This window comes from Cupriavidus necator A5-1, assembly GCF_000744095.1.
Lineage (GTDB): Bacteria > Pseudomonadota > Gammaproteobacteria > Burkholderiales > Burkholderiaceae > Cupriavidus > Cupriavidus necator_A.
In genome coordinates this window covers 553680-567838 of record NZ_JQLI01000008.1, presented here as the reverse complement: position 1 = coordinate 567838, position 14159 = coordinate 553680, and the positions used below count along the sequence as shown (strand labels likewise).

Here is a 14159-nt window from a genome sequence, read left to right as displayed (position 1 = left end):
TTCAGGTCACCTCGGTGCGGCGCGCCACGGTCAGCAGCACGATCACGACCGCCACCAGCACCGGGAACAGGAACAGCGAGATGGCGGCCCCTTCCGCCAGGTCGCCGCCCTGGATGCCGGTGAAGAAGGCCAGGCTGGCCAGCACCTGGGTGGTGTCGTACGGGCCGCCGCGGGTCAGCACGTAGATGATGATCATGTCGGTGAAGGTGAAGACGATGCCAAAGAGCAGCGCCACCAGCATGATGGGCATCACCAGCGGAATGTTGATGAGGAACAGGTGCCGCCAGAAGCCAGCGCCATCCATGGCGGCGGCGTCGTGGATATCCTGCGGGATGCCGCTCAGGCCGGCGAGGATGATCACCGTGGCCAGCGGCAACAGGCGCCAGACATCCACCACGATGACCGAGGCCATCGCCAGGTCCGGCTGGCCGAGCCACACCGGCCAGTTGCGCGGCCCCAGCACGCCGACCGCGGCCAGGGTCCAGTTGATGATGCTGTAGACCGGATCGAAGATCCACAGCCAGCCGATGGTGCCGAGCGAGATCGGCGCCACCCACGGCAGCAGGATCAGCAGGCGCACCAGCCATTTGCCGCGGAAGTCCCGGTACAGGGCCAGCGCCAGCATCTTGGCCAGCACCACCACCAGCACCTGCGACACCAGCGTAAAGACCAGCGCGTTGCGCAGCGAACGCCAGAACGTACTGCTTTCCAGCACGCGCCGGAAGTTCTCCAGGCCGACGAAGTGCAGCACCTGGCTGCCCACCGTGGCATCGGAGAGGCTGTAGTAGATCGACAGCATGAACGGAAAGCCGACCAGCAGCGCAATGTAGATCACCGCCGGGGCGAGCATGGCGCGGCCGAGCCAGCGGTCGTCGTCGGCCAGGCGCTGCGCGGGCTGTCGTGCCTGGTCCTGCGCGGGCTGCCCGGTGGCGATGTGCAGCGGCTTCACGGCGCGGCTCCCAGGCTGGCCCCGGATTTTGCATCGAAGCGGCGCAGGTCGCGCTCGCGCACCACGAAGCGGTGGCCGGCGCCGGGCTCGATCGGGACCGTCACCGTGCAGGGAATGCGCGAGACCACGCTGGCCGGCGGCAGTGGCGCTTCGAGCTTGCCATACACGAGGCGGTCCGAGCCCAGGTTCTCGATGCGCGTCACGTCCACGGCAAAGGCGCGCAGCGCATCCGCCGCGGGATAGGCTTCGCGCGGCAGGAAATGCTCGGGCCGGAATCCGGTCACGACCCCGTCGGCTTCGATCAGGTTCATCGGCGGCGAGCCGATAAAGGTGGCGACGAAGAGATCGGCGGGATGCTCATAGACCTCCTGCGGCGTGCCGATCTGGTGAATCCTGCCGTGGTCGAGGATGGCGATGCGGTCGCCCAGGCCCAGCGCCTCGATCTGGTCATGCGTGACGTAGATGGTGGTGATGGCGAGCCGGCGCTGGAAACGCTGCAACTCGTCGCGCGCCGAGGTCCGCAGCTTGGCGTCGAGATTGGACAAGGGCTCGTCGAGCAGGAACGCCACCGGCTCGCGCACCACCGCGCGCGCCAGCGCCACCCGCTGGCGCTCGCCGCCGGACAGCTGGCGCGGCTTGCGCTCCAGCAGATGCCCAATGCCGAACAATTGCGCGGCCCAGTCCACCTTGCTGCCGGTCTCCTCGCGCGACATGTGCCTGGCCCGCAGCGGGAAGGCGATGTTGTCGAACACATTCAGGTGCGGGTACAACGCGTAGCTCTGGAACACCATCGCCATGTTGCGCATCCTGGGCGGCAGCGCCGTGACGACGCGGCCGTCCACCAGGATATCGCCGCGGCTGGGCGCCTCGAGCCCGGCAATCAGGCGCAGCAGCGTGGTCTTGCCGGAGCCGGACGGCCCCAGCAGCACCAGGAACTCGGCATCGCGGGCGCCAAGGTCGACGTTATCGACCGCGTTGGCGCCATCGAAATGCTTGGTGAGCGAGCGAACTTCTACGGAAGCCATATCCAGCTACATACCCAGTCGCGCGCTACACCATGCCCTTGTCGCGCCACTTGGAGAAAATGCGCTTGCACGCGGCATCGGCGATCCGGACCGCGTTCTCCGGCGTCTCGTCGCCCGTGGCTGCCTTGGCGAACATGGTATTGAGGACCCAGGTATTGAAGATCTCGTCGACGGCCGCGTTGGCGTAGCCGGGGTAGCCGACATTGGTCGCCTGGTTCATCAGCGCGCCGAGCACCTTGTACTTGTCGCGCGGCGTGGCCTTCTGGTCGTCGGCGATCAGCTTCTGCAGGTCAGGCACGGTGCTGAGGAAGCAGGGGAAGTTGTAGAACTCGCTGCCCAGGAAACCCTGCCGGAAGTTGTCGATATAGTCGACCAGGAACTTCTTCGCGCCGGCGATGTTCTCGGCGAATTTCCAGATCACGTAGCAGTCCATCACGTGCTCCAGCGCGATGCGCCGCACCGGCCCCTGCAGGGCCTGCGTCAGCCAGATGTCGCGCGCGATCGGCAGGTTCTTGTTCTCGGCCTCGCGTGTGATGGAGATGGCGTTCAGGCAGAGCGAGATCTTGCCGGCCAGCATGGCGCGGTTGTTGGACGACGGGTCCCATGCCAGCACTTCCGGCGTCATGGTCTCCTGGAACAGCGCCTTGACGAACTTCACCGCTTCGACGGTGTTCTTGGAGTTCAGCACGACGGTGTGCCGGTCGTCCTGGACCGAACCGCCGAAGGCATACAGGATGGCGCGCATCGCCATCGCGGTGTCGAGTTCCGCGGACAGCCCGACGCCGACCGGAATGCCGCGCTTGGCCTTGATCTTGCGGCCGGCGGCGAGGACGTCCAGCCAGGTGTCCGGCGGCTTCATGCCGACGTCGTCCCAGAGGTCCTTGCGGTAGTTGATCGGGTCCGGCACGAAGCTGTCAGAGAAGCCGAAGTACTTCTTCGTCTTCGGGTTGTATGTGCTCTTGATGGCCAGCTCCATCGGCTTGCCATGCTTGCGCTGGCATTCCTCGTAGAGCTCGCGATGGTCGATCACCTGTTCCTCGTAGACCGGCGGCGGCGACAGGAACATGAACAGGTCGTGCCCCTTCTGCGCGGACACTTCGGCGGCGGCACGCGTGGCCAGCGCCGGGATGCCGACGTGGTCGACCACCACCTCGGTGTCGTTCTTCTGGCCCCACTCCTTCACATAGGTGTCGTCGAACCACTTGTCGTAGCCCGGCACGAAGTGGTTCCACTGCAGGATCTTGAGCGTGTGCTTTGCCGCGCGGGCATGCTTGGGGATCAGGAAGGGTCCGAGGCCGGCCGCAAGCCCGACGGCGCCCGTGGTCCGGATGAATCTGCGCCTGCCGGTATTGGTATTCGTATTGGGGCTGGTGGCGACTGCCACGTGGGTACCACCTGGATGCGCTGTCTTGGCCATGGCTATCTCCTCATGCGAGAAAGCGGTCGGCTCCCATCCCGGTCGAGCAACGATCTACCTGATCAACTCAAGCGTAGGCCTCATTTCATGAATAGGGAATCCCGGGAACACCTCACGGAGTGATGGACCCGTGACATACGGCACTTCCGCTTTCAGAAATGAGTCCTACGTTGGAGAGAGTGAGGAGGTGCCATGAAAAACGCATCTACACGAAGCTCGCCAGGCGATCCCAGGCCCGCTATCCATTTACGCCATGCCACCGTCTGCGCCCTGGCCGGTCTTGGCCTGACCGTGTCGGTCCCCGCCGCCGCCAAGGTGGAGGGCAACACCATCATCCTCGGTGCCGCGGTCTCCCTGACCGGCAAGTACTCCACCAATGGCAAGAACACCCAGGACGGCTACAACCTTGCCGTGAAGCGCGTCAATGAGATGGGCGGCGTCAAGGTTGGCGGCAAGGCCTATCAGTTGAAGGTCCTCTACTACGACGACGAATCGACCTCGGCCCGCGGCGCACAGCTGGCCGAGCGGCTGATCAACCAGGATGGCGTCAAGTTCGTGCTGGGGCCCTACAGTTCCGGGCTCACTAAGGCGATCGCCCCGGTCACGGAGAAGTACAAGATTCCGATGGTCGAGGGCAACGGCGCGGACCGCAACCTGTTCACGCAGGGCTACCGCTACATGTTCGCGGTGCTCAATACCTCCGACTACTACCTGCGCGCCGCCATCAGCCTCGCCGCCGAGGAGGCGCAGCGGGCAGGCAAGTCGCCGAAGAACCTCAAGGTGGCCATCGCCATCGAGAACGACAACTTCTCGCAGGACGTGCGCGACGGCGTGGAAGAGGATGCGAGACGCCTTGGCATGCAGGTGGTGATCGACGACAAGCTGCCGCCCGAGCTGAACGACATGTCGGCCACGCTGGCCAAGGTGAAGGCGCTCAAGCCAGACATCCTGGTGGTCTCCGGCCATGAAAAGGGCGCGGCGCTGGCGGTGCGGCAGTTAGCGGAGATGCGTATCGACGTGCCGATGCTGGCGCTGACCCACTGCGACTCCGCGCAGATCATCGAGAAATTCGGCAAGAGCGCCGAATTCGCGGTGTGCGGCTCGCAATGGGACCGCACGCTCAGCTACAAGGACCGCTGGTTCGGCACGGCCGACCAGTACGCGCAGCGCTTCGAAAAGGAGTACCACTACGAGGCGCCATACCAGGCGGCCGAGTCCACCGCCGCGGTGCTGGCCTTCGTCGACGCATTCGAGCGTGCCGCCTCGTTCGATACGGAGAAGGTCCGCGATGCCTTGGCAAAAACCGACCTGATGACGTTCTACGGCCCGCTCAGGTTCGACCAGAGCGGCAAGAACATCGCCAAGTCGATGGTGCTGTACCAGGTGCAGGACGGCAAGTTCAAGGTGGTCGCGCCGGGCAAGTGGGCGTCGTCGAAGGTCACTTATCCGGCACCTGCCTGGGCGCGGCGCAAATAGAGGGCTGCTGCGCGGCCTGACGCAGATGACCAATCTCGCGGTCCTCATCCAGAGTCCCGAGCTGAACCTGCAGCTCGTGGTGGATGGCCTGCTGGCCGGCGCGATCTTTGCGCTGGCCGCCTACGGCATGGCGCTGGTATGGGGCGTGATGAACCTCATCAACGTGGCCCAGGGCGAGCTGGTAATGCTGGGCGGCTATATCGTGATCTGGCTGGTTGGCAAGGGCGTGCCCCCGATGCTGGCCGTGCCGGTTGCCGCGGCGGTGATGTACTGCGTGGGCTGGGGACTCTATCGCATCGTCATCTTCCGGCTGGTCGAGCGCGATCTCTTTGTCTCGGTGCTGGCCACCTTCGGCCTGAGCATCGTGCTGCAGCAGCTCGCCAACCTGGCCTTCGGCGCCAATGTGCGCACGGTCGATGCGGGGCTGGGCAGCCTGTTGCTGCCGGGCGGACTGGTGGTGCCGAAGATCAAGCTGGCGGCGTTCGCCGCAGCGCTGGCGCTGGGCGCCAGCCTGATGCTGTTCCTCAGGCATTCGCGCCGCGGCCAGGCGATCCGGGCTACCGCCCAGAACGCGCGCGCTGCCCGTGTGCTGGGGGTGGACGCCGATCGCATCTACGCCTCGACCTTCGCCCTCAATGCCGCCATCTGCGGCGCGGCTGGCGGACTGGTGGCAATGACCTGGATCATCCACCCCTACCTTGGCCTGCCCTATACCGTGCGCGCCTTCATGATCGTGGTGGTGGCCGGGCTCGGCAGCATGCTTCCGGTGCTCGGCGCCGGGGGCGGGCTGGGCATTGCCGAGAACTATGCCGGCTTCCTGCTCGGTACCGAGTACCAGACCGCCTTCCTCTACGCCCTGCTGGTGGCGATCCTGGTGAGCCGCAACCTGATGCTGCGCCGGCGGCGCGGCTACCTGCGATGAACCCGCACCTGCGCGGCGCGCGCCGGCCCGAATCGGATGTCCCGGTCACCTCGGCCGCCCCGGCTGCCTGGCTGGCACTGCTTGCGGGCAGCCTGGGCGCGCTGATCGCGCCGTGGCTGTTCGCCGGCATCACCACGCAACTGACCTTTCTCTGGCTGATGGTGCTGTTCGCGCTGACGTGGGACGTCATGGGCGGGCAGATGGGATACAACTCCTTCGGCAACATCGTGTTCTTTGGCGTGGGCGCCTATGTCTGCGCGGTGGTGCAGCGCGACTTCGGGCTGGGCTACTTCGCCGGCCTGGCGGCGGGTACCGGCCTGGCGGCGCTGGCGGCCGTGGCTGCGGCGCTTGCGCTGGGCCCGGCCATGCTGGGCTTGCGCGGCCACTACTTCGCCATCGGAACGCTGGGCTTAGGCATCGCCTGCGCCGATGGTGCCGCCGGCTGGGATTTCATCGGCTCGGGATCGGGCATGACGCTGCCGCTGTTCCCGGGTGCTGCCGGCAGCCGCGAGCCGTTCTTCTACTACGCGATGCTGGTGCTGGCCGTGGTGACCCTGCTGTCGCTGCGGTGGCTCTATGCGCGCCCGTTCGGGCTCGCGCTCAATGCCATCCGCGACGACGAGGACAAGGCCGAGGCGCTCGGCCTGCACACCACGCGCTACAAGATCCTGGCCTGGTGCGTGTGCGCCGTCTTCCTCGGCATGGCAGGAGCCCTGACGGGCAACCTGGTGGGCTTCATCGATCCGCGCGAGCTGGCCTTTGCCGGCGCCACTTTCGGCGTGTGGATGGTGGTGATGGCAATCCTGGGCGGCAAGGGCACGCTGTGGGGCCCGGTGATCGGCGCCGCGCTGTTCCACCTCACCCAGGAGCTGTTCTGGACTTACCTGCTGAACTGGCAGCGCGTTGCGCTGGGCGTGCTGATCGTGCTGATCGTGGTGCTGTTCCCGACCGGCATCATGGGCTGGCTGCGCGACTACAGTGCAAACCGCCGCCGCATGACAGGGAGTGCCGCGCCATGACCGACCTGCTTGCGGTGCGCGGCGTCACCAAGCGCTTCGGCGGTGTCGTCGCCAACCATGACATCTCCCTGCAGGTGCCGCACGGCAGCATCGTCGGCCTGATCGGGCCGAACGGTTCGGGCAAGACGACCCTGTTCAACTCCATCGTCGGCTACCACCCGATCGACGGCGGATCGATCGCGTTCGACGGGCGCGAGATCTCGCGGCTGCGCGTACCCGAGATCGCGCGCCTGGGCCTGGTGCGCACCTTCCAGCAGACGCGGGTGTTCGGCAAGATGGGCTGCCTGCAGAACCTGCTGGTCAGCGTGCCCCATGTGCATGAAGGGCTCGCCGCCATGTGCACGCGGCAGGCACCGGCGGTGGCAGCACAGGCCCGCCAGATCCTGCGCATGGCCGGGCTGCAGGACCACGCGGACCAGCGCGGCGCCGACCTGTCGTTCGGGCAGCAGAAGCTGCTCGAGATCTGCATGGCCCTGATGAACGAGCCCAGGCTGCTGCTGCTCGATGAGCCCACCGCCGGCGTGAACCCGGTGATGATCGACAGCCTGATCGCCCTGCTCAGGGACATCAACGCGCGGCTCGGCATCACCCTGCTGGTGATCGAACACAATATGCGGGTGATGATGCAGCTGGCCGGCCACATCTATTGCCTGGCGCATGGCGAGGTGCTGGCGCAGGGATCGCCGGCGCAGATCACGGCCAACCGCGCGGTGATCGAGGCCTACCTGGGAGGCCAGCCATGATCACCGCGCACACCACGCATACCGCGGCCCAGACGGTTGCCCACGCGCCTGCCGCCACGCTCGCCGCCGCGCTCTCGCGCCCCCGGCCAAGCGTCGTGCAACTCGAGCAACTTGCCGGCGGCACGCCGATGGTCGCCGTCGACGACCTGGTCGCCGGCTATGGCGGCATGGAGATCCTGCACGGCTTCAGCCTGCGCGTGGCGCGCGGCGGCTCGCTGTGCCTGATCGGCCCGAACGGCGCGGGCAAGTCCACGGTGCTGCGTGCCATCTGCGGCCTGGCCCGGGTCATGTCGGGGACCATCACCGTGGCCGGCGCGCCGGTCACCCACCTGCGTGCCGAGCAGATGCTGCGGCAGGCAGGCGTGGCCTATGTACTGCAGGAGGGTTCGATCTTCCCCGACATGACGGTCGAAGAAAACCTGCTGATGGGCGGGTACCTGATGCCGCACCCGCGAGATGCCAAGGCTGCGGCCGAGCGCATCTTCCAGCGCCATGGCGCGCTCGCGCAACGGCGCGGCCAGCGCGCCAGCGTGCTCTCCGGCGGGGAGCGCAGGCTGCTCGAAATCTCGCGCGCGCTGATGATGGACCCCGCCGTGCTGCTGGTGGACGAGCCTTCGATCGGGCTGGAGCCGCGCTATGTCGATCTGGTGTTCGAACGCCTGCGCCAGCTGCAGCAAGACGAGGGCAAGACCATCATCCTGGTCGAGCAGAACGCCCGCAAAGGGCTCGCATTCGCCGACCTAGGCTATGTCCTGGTGGCCGGGCAGCTGGCCATGGCCGGCACCGGTGACGAACTGAGCCGGGACCCGGAGGTCGGCCGGCTGTTTCTCGGTGCCTGACCCGAACGGGATGGCAGGCGCCGGTTTGCAAGGAGACCCAAATGTTCAAGCATATGCTGCTGGCGGTCGACGGCTCGGAACTGTCCGAGGCGACTTACCGCAAAGCCATCGCGCTGGCCCAGGGAATCCACGCCAGCATCACGGCGCTCCAGGTCGTGAGCCACTACGACACGTTCCGCCTGCAAACCGCTACGCGGCGGGAAATCGCGGAGCGCTATATGAAGGAGGTGTACGGCCAGGCCGAGGCATACCTGGCGAAGATTGCACAGGAATCAGCCGCGGCCGGCGTGAATTGTGAAACCACCTGCGTCACCCGCGACCACGTCTACGAGGCCATCATCGATACAGCCGGGGCCAGGGGCTGCGACCTGATCGTGATGGCATCGCACGGGCGGCGCGGGGTGCAGGCACTGGTTCTCGGCAGCGAAACGCACAAGGTGCTGACGCATACCAAGATTCCAGTGCTGGTCTATCGCTAGCTCCCGAGCCGCTGCGCCACGGCCGCCACGCGCGCGGCATGAACGCGGTCGCGGATCTGGCTGACATCGTCGGCGCATGCGCGCGCAATCGCGCCGGCGTCGACGGCCGCCGCTGCGTCCAGCGCGGCCAGCAAGCGCGCCGCCTGGGGGTACTCGCTCGATTCAAAGCCCTTGCGTCCGCGCATGTCTGCCTCGCAGGCCTGCAGCGCTTCGGCAAAGCGGGCTGGCTTGCGCAATGCATCGCAGCGTTCGAGCAGGCGCATCACGGCCGCCGCGCCGATCTCCAGCGAGCGGTGGATATTGCCGTGCTCGCGCGCCACCACCAGTGCCAGGTCGCGGCACTCATTGGGCACGCGCAGGCGCGCGCAAACGCCCTCCAGCAATTTCACGCTGCGCATCTCGTGGCCGGTATGGCGCGGCAGCACGTCCTCGGGCGTGGTGCCCTTGCCCAGGTCGTGCACCAGCGCGGCAAAGCGCACCGGCAGCGGCGTGCCCATCGCGGCGGCGCGGTCGATCACCATCATCACGTGCACGCCGGTATCGACCTCGGGATGGTAGTCGGCGCGCTGCGGCACGCCCCACAGGCGATCCAGCTCGGGCAGCAGCCGCGCCAGCGCGCCGCATTCGCGCAGCACCTCGAACATGCGCGACGGGCGCGCCTCCATCAGTCCGCGCGCCAGTTCCTGCCACACGCGTTCGGGCACCAGCGCGTCGACCTCGCCGGCGGCAACCATCTCGCGCATCAGGCGCAGGGTCTCGGCGGCGACGGTGAAATCGTGGAAGCGTGCGGCGAAGCGTGCCAGCCGCAGGATGCGCACCGGGTCCTCGGCAAACGCGTCGGAGACATGGCGGAACAGCCGGGCCTGCAAGTCGCGCTGGCCGCCGTGCGGATCGATCACCGGCCCGACCAGGTTGCCGTCGGCATCGACCGCGCGCGCCATCGCGTTGATGGTCAGGTCGCGCCGGACCAGGTCGTCCTCGAGCGTGACGTCGGGCTCGCAGCAGAAGGCAAAGCCCCTGTAGCCCATTGCGGTCTTGCGCTCGGTGCGCGCGAGCGCGTATTCCTCATGGGTCTCGGGATGCAGGAAGACCGGGAAATCCTTGCCGACCGGGCGATAGCCCGCGGCTTCCATCTCGTGCGGGGTCGCGCCGACGATTACGTAGTCGCGGTCCTGGCTGGGCTTGCCCAGCAATTCGTCGCGGATCGCGCCGCCGACGGCATACACCTGCATCGTTCTGGCCTCGTCATGTGCCGGCGCGCGGGGGACAGCCCTGGCGCCGGCGGTGTTGCTAGTGGTTGACGATTATCGCATCGGGGCGATCGGGGGCCAGGCGGTAGGGCTCGTCGTCGGCGAGGAAGTCGCGTTCCTCGCGCGCGGCGACGATCCATTCCTGCATGGTCGGCAGCGCCAGCATGAAGTCGGCATAGGCCTTGGCCTCCTCCGCCTCATCGGGAAGACGGATGCCGTAGGTGGCAAAACGGCTCACTACCGGTGCGAAGAACGCATCCGCCACCGTGAACTCGCCGAACAGGAATGGGCCGCCGGCGCCATGCTGCGCGCGCAGCCCGTCCCAGATCGCGGCGATGCGGTCGACGTCGCGCTGCACGGCGACGTTCCAGCCGCACCCGGGCAGCACCGCGGTCACGTTCATCGGCAACTGGTTGCGCAGGTTGCCGAAGCCCGAATGCATCTCGGCGCAGACCGCGCGCGCCACCGCGCGCGCGGCGCGGTCGGCCGGCCACAGGTTTTTCTCCGGGAAGCGCTCCGCCAGGTATTCGGCGATCGCCAGCGAGTCCCACACGGTGACCTCGCCATCGATCAGCACCGGCACCTTGCCGGCGGGCGAATAGCGCGCGATCTCGGCGGCGAAGTTCCCGGTGAACAGGCGCACCTGCACTTCTTCGAATTCGATGCCGGCCTGGCGCAGCAGCAGCCACGGGCGCAGCGACCAGGAGGAATAGTTCTTGTTGCCGATGACGAGCTTCATCGTGGGATCCTTGGGGGAGGAAACGGAGGGAGACGGCGCAGGCGCGGCGCCAGCGGCCTGCGCATGGGGCGGTACCCCTGCGCACGGTCGGCGTGGCAGCCGCGCGCCGGACGGGTCATTTTGCCAGCGCCGCCGCGCCCGTCAAAGTGAATTGCACTCGCAACCGATATGAATTCCGGTCACATAGCGGACAGGGCCGGACAGGCCGATCCCCGCGGCGTCAGCGATGCACGCTGGCGCGCATATGCGTCAGCGCCTTGTCGCGGTTGCGCCCGGCCAGCGCGTCGGTCATCACCGACTCCAGGCTGGCGGGATGCAGGTTCAGTTCGGGCGCGAGCGGGCGTTCCAGCACGTTGTCGAGCTGCATCGAGTCCAGGTTGTCGCGCGACAGCAGCGGATCGCCCGGCATGTGCTCCATGATGGTGGCCTGCACGCGCGCCAGCGCATCGGGCAACGCGATCACCGGGCGCGGATGGCCGGAGGCACGGCCGGCAAAGCGCACCAGCTCTTCCAGCGTGTAGACCTGCGGTCCGCCCAGCTCATAGCCATGGCCGATCGTAGCGGGGTTCACCATTGCATTGAGGTAGGCCTGCACCACGTCCTGCACGAATATCGGCTGGAAGCGCGCATGCGCGCATGCCAGCGGCACCACAGGTGCCATCTGCTGCATATGTGCGAACAGGTTCAGGAAGTGGTCGTCGGGGCCGAACACCACCGAGGGCCGGAATATGGTCCAGTCCAGGCCGCTGGCGCGCACGATGCGCTCGCCGTCGCCCTTGCTGCGCAGATACATCGACGGGCCCTGGCTGTCCGCCCCCAGCGCGCTCATATGCAGCAGCCGGCGCACGCCGGTGGACAGGCACGAGGCCACGATCTGCCGCACCATTTCCACATGGGCGCTGGCGAAGGCTTCGCCGTAGGGTGCGGCGCGCTCGCCGTACAAGACCCCCACCAGGTTGACGACGATGCCGTCCACGCCCAGCGAGCCGATCGCGTCATCGAGCGCGGCATTGTCGGCCAGGCCCAGTTCGACCACCTCCACGCGCGGCAGCAGCAGCAGGTGCTGCGCGTGCTCGACATTGCGCGTGCCGGCCACGATGCGCTCCGGGGCGATCGGGGAATCCGGGTTGCTGCCTGGCTCCAGTGGCGCGCCCGAGGCCGAGGCAGCCCCGGCCAGGCGCGAGACAAGGTGGCTGCCGATAAAGCCGGCGCCACCGATGACAAGGACGTTGCTGGTCTGCATGAATGCCTCCGTGCCAAGAGAACTGCACGCCGCGGCACCGGCGCCAGCAAGGCCCTGCGCCGGGAACGCATCCCGGCGCCGGCCCCGTCAGGGCAGGCTGGTGGTGGTCACCGGCGACGGCGCAACCGTGCCCAGGCGCGATTTCAGCGACTGCGGCCGGCCACTCATCAATGCAGCATAGTACGTAGCGTTGGAAAGCACATTCTTCACATAGCCTCGCGTTTCATTGAACGGGATGGTCTCTGCAAAGATCGCGCCTTCCACCGGGTTCGCCAGCGTGCTGCGCCAGGCCTTGGGCCGGCCCGGACCGGCGTTGTATGCGGCCGAAGCCAGCGTCCAGGAGCTGTCCAGGTCGGTCAGCACCATGCTCAGGTAGTTGGTGCCGAGCAGGATGTTGATATTGGGATCGGCCATCATCGTTGGCGAGAAGTCGTTCATGCCGATCTTGCGCGCCACGTACTTGGCCGTTGCCGGCATCACCTGCATCAGGCCGTGCGCACCGGCGGAGGAGCGCGCGCTCATCAGGAAGCGCGATTCCTGGCGGATCAGGCCGTAGACCCACGCCATGTCCAGGCCGACGTCGTCGGTGGCGCGCTGCATGATGTCGCGATACGGCATCAGGAAGCGCAGCGTGAAGTCATGCTCGTTGCGGGTGCGGTCGGCGGTATTGACGGTGCGATCCAGCAGTTCGATGCGGCGCGCGTACTCGGCCGCGGCCAGCAGCTCGCGGTCGGTCATGCCGCGCAGCTCCCAGTTCCATTCCCGGTTGCCCTCGAAGCGCAGGTTCATCGCATAGAACTTCTGCGCGCGCTGGAAGCCCGGGCGCGTGCGCATGGCCATGGCCTCGGCGTCGCTGACGCTGGTACGCGCGGGCAGCGTGATGCGGTTGCCCAGTTCCTCGCTGGCGAGCTGGCCGTAGAAATTGAACTGGCCGGCGATCTGCTGGAAGTTCTGCTGCGCCTCGGTATCGCGGCCATCGACCTTGAGCGCGCGGCCATACCAGTAGAGCCAGGCCGGGTCCTTGGCGCGCAGCTCCGCGCGCATCAGCTCGACCGCCTGGCGCACCTGCTTCCAGTCGCCCTGGCGGAGCGCGGCGCGCACGCGCCATTCCTGCGAGTCATCGGACAACCACTGGTTGCCGCCCTGCTCCATCTGGCGGCGGTAGTAGCCGGCCGCCTCTGGCAGCAGCTTCTTGGCCGCGAACTGGCCGATCACGCCCCAGGCCGCGCCCTGCTCGTCGCGCGAGAGCGTTCCCTGCGCGGTGCTGAGGTAGGCCGCCGCCTGCGACGGGTCGTTGCGCGCCATCTTGACGATGGTGGCGAGCGTGTCGCCGTCGACGCGTGCCTCGGGCACCAGCGCGGCAATCTTGCCGGCCAGCGTGATGAAGTTCTGCTCCAGCGCCAGACGCGCCTGGAAGCCGACGTCACTGGGCTGGATCTGCCGGCTCTGCACCAGGTAGCCAATCAGGTCGACGCAGCCTTCACCGTAGTACTTGGGGTCGCTCAGCACGCTGCGCGCCTCGGCGGCCACGTTCTGGCCCTTGAGCGCGCGCGACAGCAGCGCATAGCACTCGACCTGGGTATCGTCCTTCAGCGCAAACTGCGGGTACTCGACATCGAAGTTGGCCCAGTCGCGCTTCTTGCCCAGTACCAGCAGCCAGTCGTTGCGCATGCGGTCGGCAATGGCCTCGCCCTTGTAGCGCTGCAGGAACGCGCGCACCTGGTCGTCGGGCGCGTCGATGCGCGCCAGGCCGCTGGCGTCGAACAGCTGCGGCTTGATGCGGAAGTACTCGACATAGGACGGGATCGGGTAGTCGACCAGCGTGGCCGAGATCGCATAGGCGCGCTCCACGTCGTTCTTGCGCGCGGCTTCGCGCAACTGCGCGAAGGCATCGTCGGGATCGCTCGGGATCGCCGCGGGCTGCTGGCGTGCCACTGGCTGCGGGCGCTTCTGCGCGTGGACCGGCGTGACAAGCAGTGCACATGCAAGGGCGATCCAGGCGGCCCGCCCTGCACGCTGCAGATATACTCCCTTCAGCATTCTTAGCTTCCTTGTCGA

13 protein-coding genes are annotated in these 14159 nt (G+C 67.2%); 6 read left to right on the top strand and 7 right to left on the bottom strand.

The annotated features are described in order from the left end of the window. Nucleotide 1 precedes the first annotated feature (1 nt). The 3 genes from K307_RS26805 to K307_RS26795 are packed head-to-tail and all read right to left on the bottom strand — an operon-like array spanning nt 2 to nt 3391. Nucleotides 2–949 carry a carbohydrate ABC transporter permease gene (locus K307_RS26805; RefSeq protein WP_042883873.1) on the bottom strand — a complete coding sequence of 316 codons (948 nt, stop codon included), beginning with the start codon at nt 947–949 and terminating at the stop codon, nt 2–4. Continuing rightward, nucleotides 946–1974, bottom strand: a complete 1029-nt coding sequence (locus K307_RS26800) for an ABC transporter ATP-binding protein (protein WP_042883872.1) — start codon at nt 1972–1974, stop codon at nt 946–948. The genes K307_RS26805 and K307_RS26800 overlap by 4 nt, the downstream gene beginning before the upstream one ends. 25 nt (nt 1975–1999) lie before the next feature. After that, nucleotides 2000–3391: an ABC transporter substrate-binding protein gene (locus K307_RS26795; RefSeq protein WP_051975198.1), complete on the bottom strand. Its 1392-nt coding sequence runs from the start codon at nt 3389–3391 to the stop codon at nt 2000–2002. 192 nt (nt 3392–3583) lie between these two features. On the opposite strand from K307_RS26795, the gene K307_RS26790 reads away from it, so the two are divergent. The 6 genes from K307_RS26790 to K307_RS26765 are packed head-to-tail and all read left to right on the top strand — an operon-like array spanning nt 3584 to nt 8869. Continuing rightward, nucleotides 3584–4867, top strand: a complete 1284-nt coding sequence (locus tag K307_RS26790; RefSeq protein WP_155301287.1) for an amino acid ABC transporter substrate-binding protein — start codon at nt 3584–3586, stop codon at nt 4865–4867. 25 nt (nt 4868–4892) lie between these two features. Then, nucleotides 4893–5789: a branched-chain amino acid ABC transporter permease gene (locus K307_RS26785; RefSeq protein ID WP_042883871.1), complete on the top strand. Its 897-nt coding sequence runs from the start codon at nt 4893–4895 to the stop codon at nt 5787–5789. Further along, nucleotides 5786–6808: a branched-chain amino acid ABC transporter permease gene (locus K307_RS26780; protein WP_230626136.1), complete on the top strand. Its 1023-nt coding sequence runs from the start codon at nt 5786–5788 to the stop codon at nt 6806–6808. The genes K307_RS26785 and K307_RS26780 overlap by 4 nt, the downstream gene beginning before the upstream one ends. Further along, the gene (locus K307_RS26775; RefSeq protein WP_042883870.1) at nt 6805–7551 is read left to right on the top strand and encodes an ABC transporter ATP-binding protein; all 747 of its coding nucleotides are present in this window, start codon (nt 6805–6807) and stop codon (nt 7549–7551) included. The genes K307_RS26780 and K307_RS26775 overlap by 4 nt, the downstream gene beginning before the upstream one ends. After that, the gene (locus tag K307_RS26770; protein WP_042883869.1) at nt 7548–8390 is read left to right on the top strand and encodes an ABC transporter ATP-binding protein; all 843 of its coding nucleotides are present in this window, start codon (nt 7548–7550) and stop codon (nt 8388–8390) included. Before K307_RS26775 ends, K307_RS26770 begins: the two co-directional genes overlap by 4 nt. 41 nt (nt 8391–8431) lie before the next feature. After that, nucleotides 8432–8869: a universal stress protein gene (locus K307_RS26765; RefSeq protein ID WP_042883868.1), complete on the top strand. Its 438-nt coding sequence runs from the start codon at nt 8432–8434 to the stop codon at nt 8867–8869. On the opposite strand, the gene K307_RS26760 is transcribed toward K307_RS26765, so the two are convergent. The 4 genes from K307_RS26760 to K307_RS26745 all read right to left on the bottom strand — a co-directional run bounded on the left by K307_RS26760 (nt 8866) and on the right by K307_RS26745 (nt 14141). Beyond that, nucleotides 8866–10101 (bottom strand): multifunctional CCA addition/repair protein, encoded by a 1236-nt coding sequence (locus K307_RS26760; RefSeq protein ID WP_042883867.1) that lies wholly within the window; start codon nt 10099–10101, stop codon nt 8866–8868. The two genes, K307_RS26765 and K307_RS26760, sit on opposite strands and share 4 nt — an antisense overlap. 58 nt (nt 10102–10159) lie before the next feature. Continuing rightward, complete coding sequence (locus K307_RS26755) at nt 10160–10858, bottom strand: glutathione S-transferase family protein (protein ID WP_042883866.1); 699 nt, start codon at nt 10856–10858, stop codon at nt 10160–10162. Between the two features lie 220 nt (nt 10859–11078). Further along, on the bottom strand, nt 11079–12101 hold the full coding sequence (locus K307_RS26750) for a complex I NDUFA9 subunit family protein (RefSeq protein WP_042883865.1): 1023 nt from the start codon (nt 12099–12101) through the stop codon (nt 11079–11081). A gap of 87 nt (nt 12102–12188) precedes the next feature. Next, the gene (locus tag K307_RS26745) at nt 12189–14141 is read right to left on the bottom strand and encodes a lytic transglycosylase domain-containing protein (protein ID WP_042883864.1); all 1953 of its coding nucleotides are present in this window, start codon (nt 14139–14141) and stop codon (nt 12189–12191) included. Nucleotides 14142–14159: the final 18 nt, after the last annotated feature.

What these genes read in the sequence shown, in the direction of transcription:
- K307_RS26800 (WP_042883872.1), bottom strand. Translation starts at nt 1,974, where the DNA reads ATGGCTTCCGTAGAAGTTCGCTCGCTCACCAAGCATTTCGATGGCGCC.
- K307_RS26795 (WP_051975198.1), bottom strand. Translation starts at nt 3,391, where the DNA reads ATGGCCAAGACAGCGCATCCAGGTGGTACCCACGTGGCAGTCGCCACC.
- K307_RS26790 (WP_155301287.1), top strand. Translation starts at nt 3,584, where the DNA reads ATGAAAAACGCATCTACACGAAGCTCGCCAGGCGATCCCAGGCCCGCT.
- K307_RS26785 (WP_042883871.1), top strand. Translation starts at nt 4,893, where the DNA reads ATGACCAATCTCGCGGTCCTCATCCAGAGTCCCGAGCTGAACCTGCAG.
- K307_RS26780 (WP_230626136.1), top strand. Translation starts at nt 5,786, where the DNA reads ATGAACCCGCACCTGCGCGGCGCGCGCCGGCCCGAATCGGATGTCCCG.
- K307_RS26775 (WP_042883870.1), top strand. Translation starts at nt 6,805, where the DNA reads ATGACCGACCTGCTTGCGGTGCGCGGCGTCACCAAGCGCTTCGGCGGT.
- K307_RS26770 (WP_042883869.1), top strand. Translation starts at nt 7,548, where the DNA reads ATGATCACCGCGCACACCACGCATACCGCGGCCCAGACGGTTGCCCAC.
- K307_RS26765 (WP_042883868.1), top strand. Translation starts at nt 8,432, where the DNA reads ATGTTCAAGCATATGCTGCTGGCGGTCGACGGCTCGGAACTGTCCGAG.
- K307_RS26760 (WP_042883867.1), bottom strand. Translation starts at nt 10,101, where the DNA reads ATGCAGGTGTATGCCGTCGGCGGCGCGATCCGCGACGAATTGCTGGGC.
- K307_RS26755 (WP_042883866.1), bottom strand. Translation starts at nt 10,858, where the DNA reads ATGAAGCTCGTCATCGGCAACAAGAACTATTCCTCCTGGTCGCTGCGC.
- K307_RS26750 (WP_042883865.1), bottom strand. Translation starts at nt 12,101, where the DNA reads ATGCAGACCAGCAACGTCCTTGTCATCGGTGGCGCCGGCTTTATCGGC.
- K307_RS26745 (WP_042883864.1), bottom strand. Translation starts at nt 14,141, where the DNA reads ATGCTGAAGGGAGTATATCTGCAGCGTGCAGGGCGGGCCGCCTGGATC.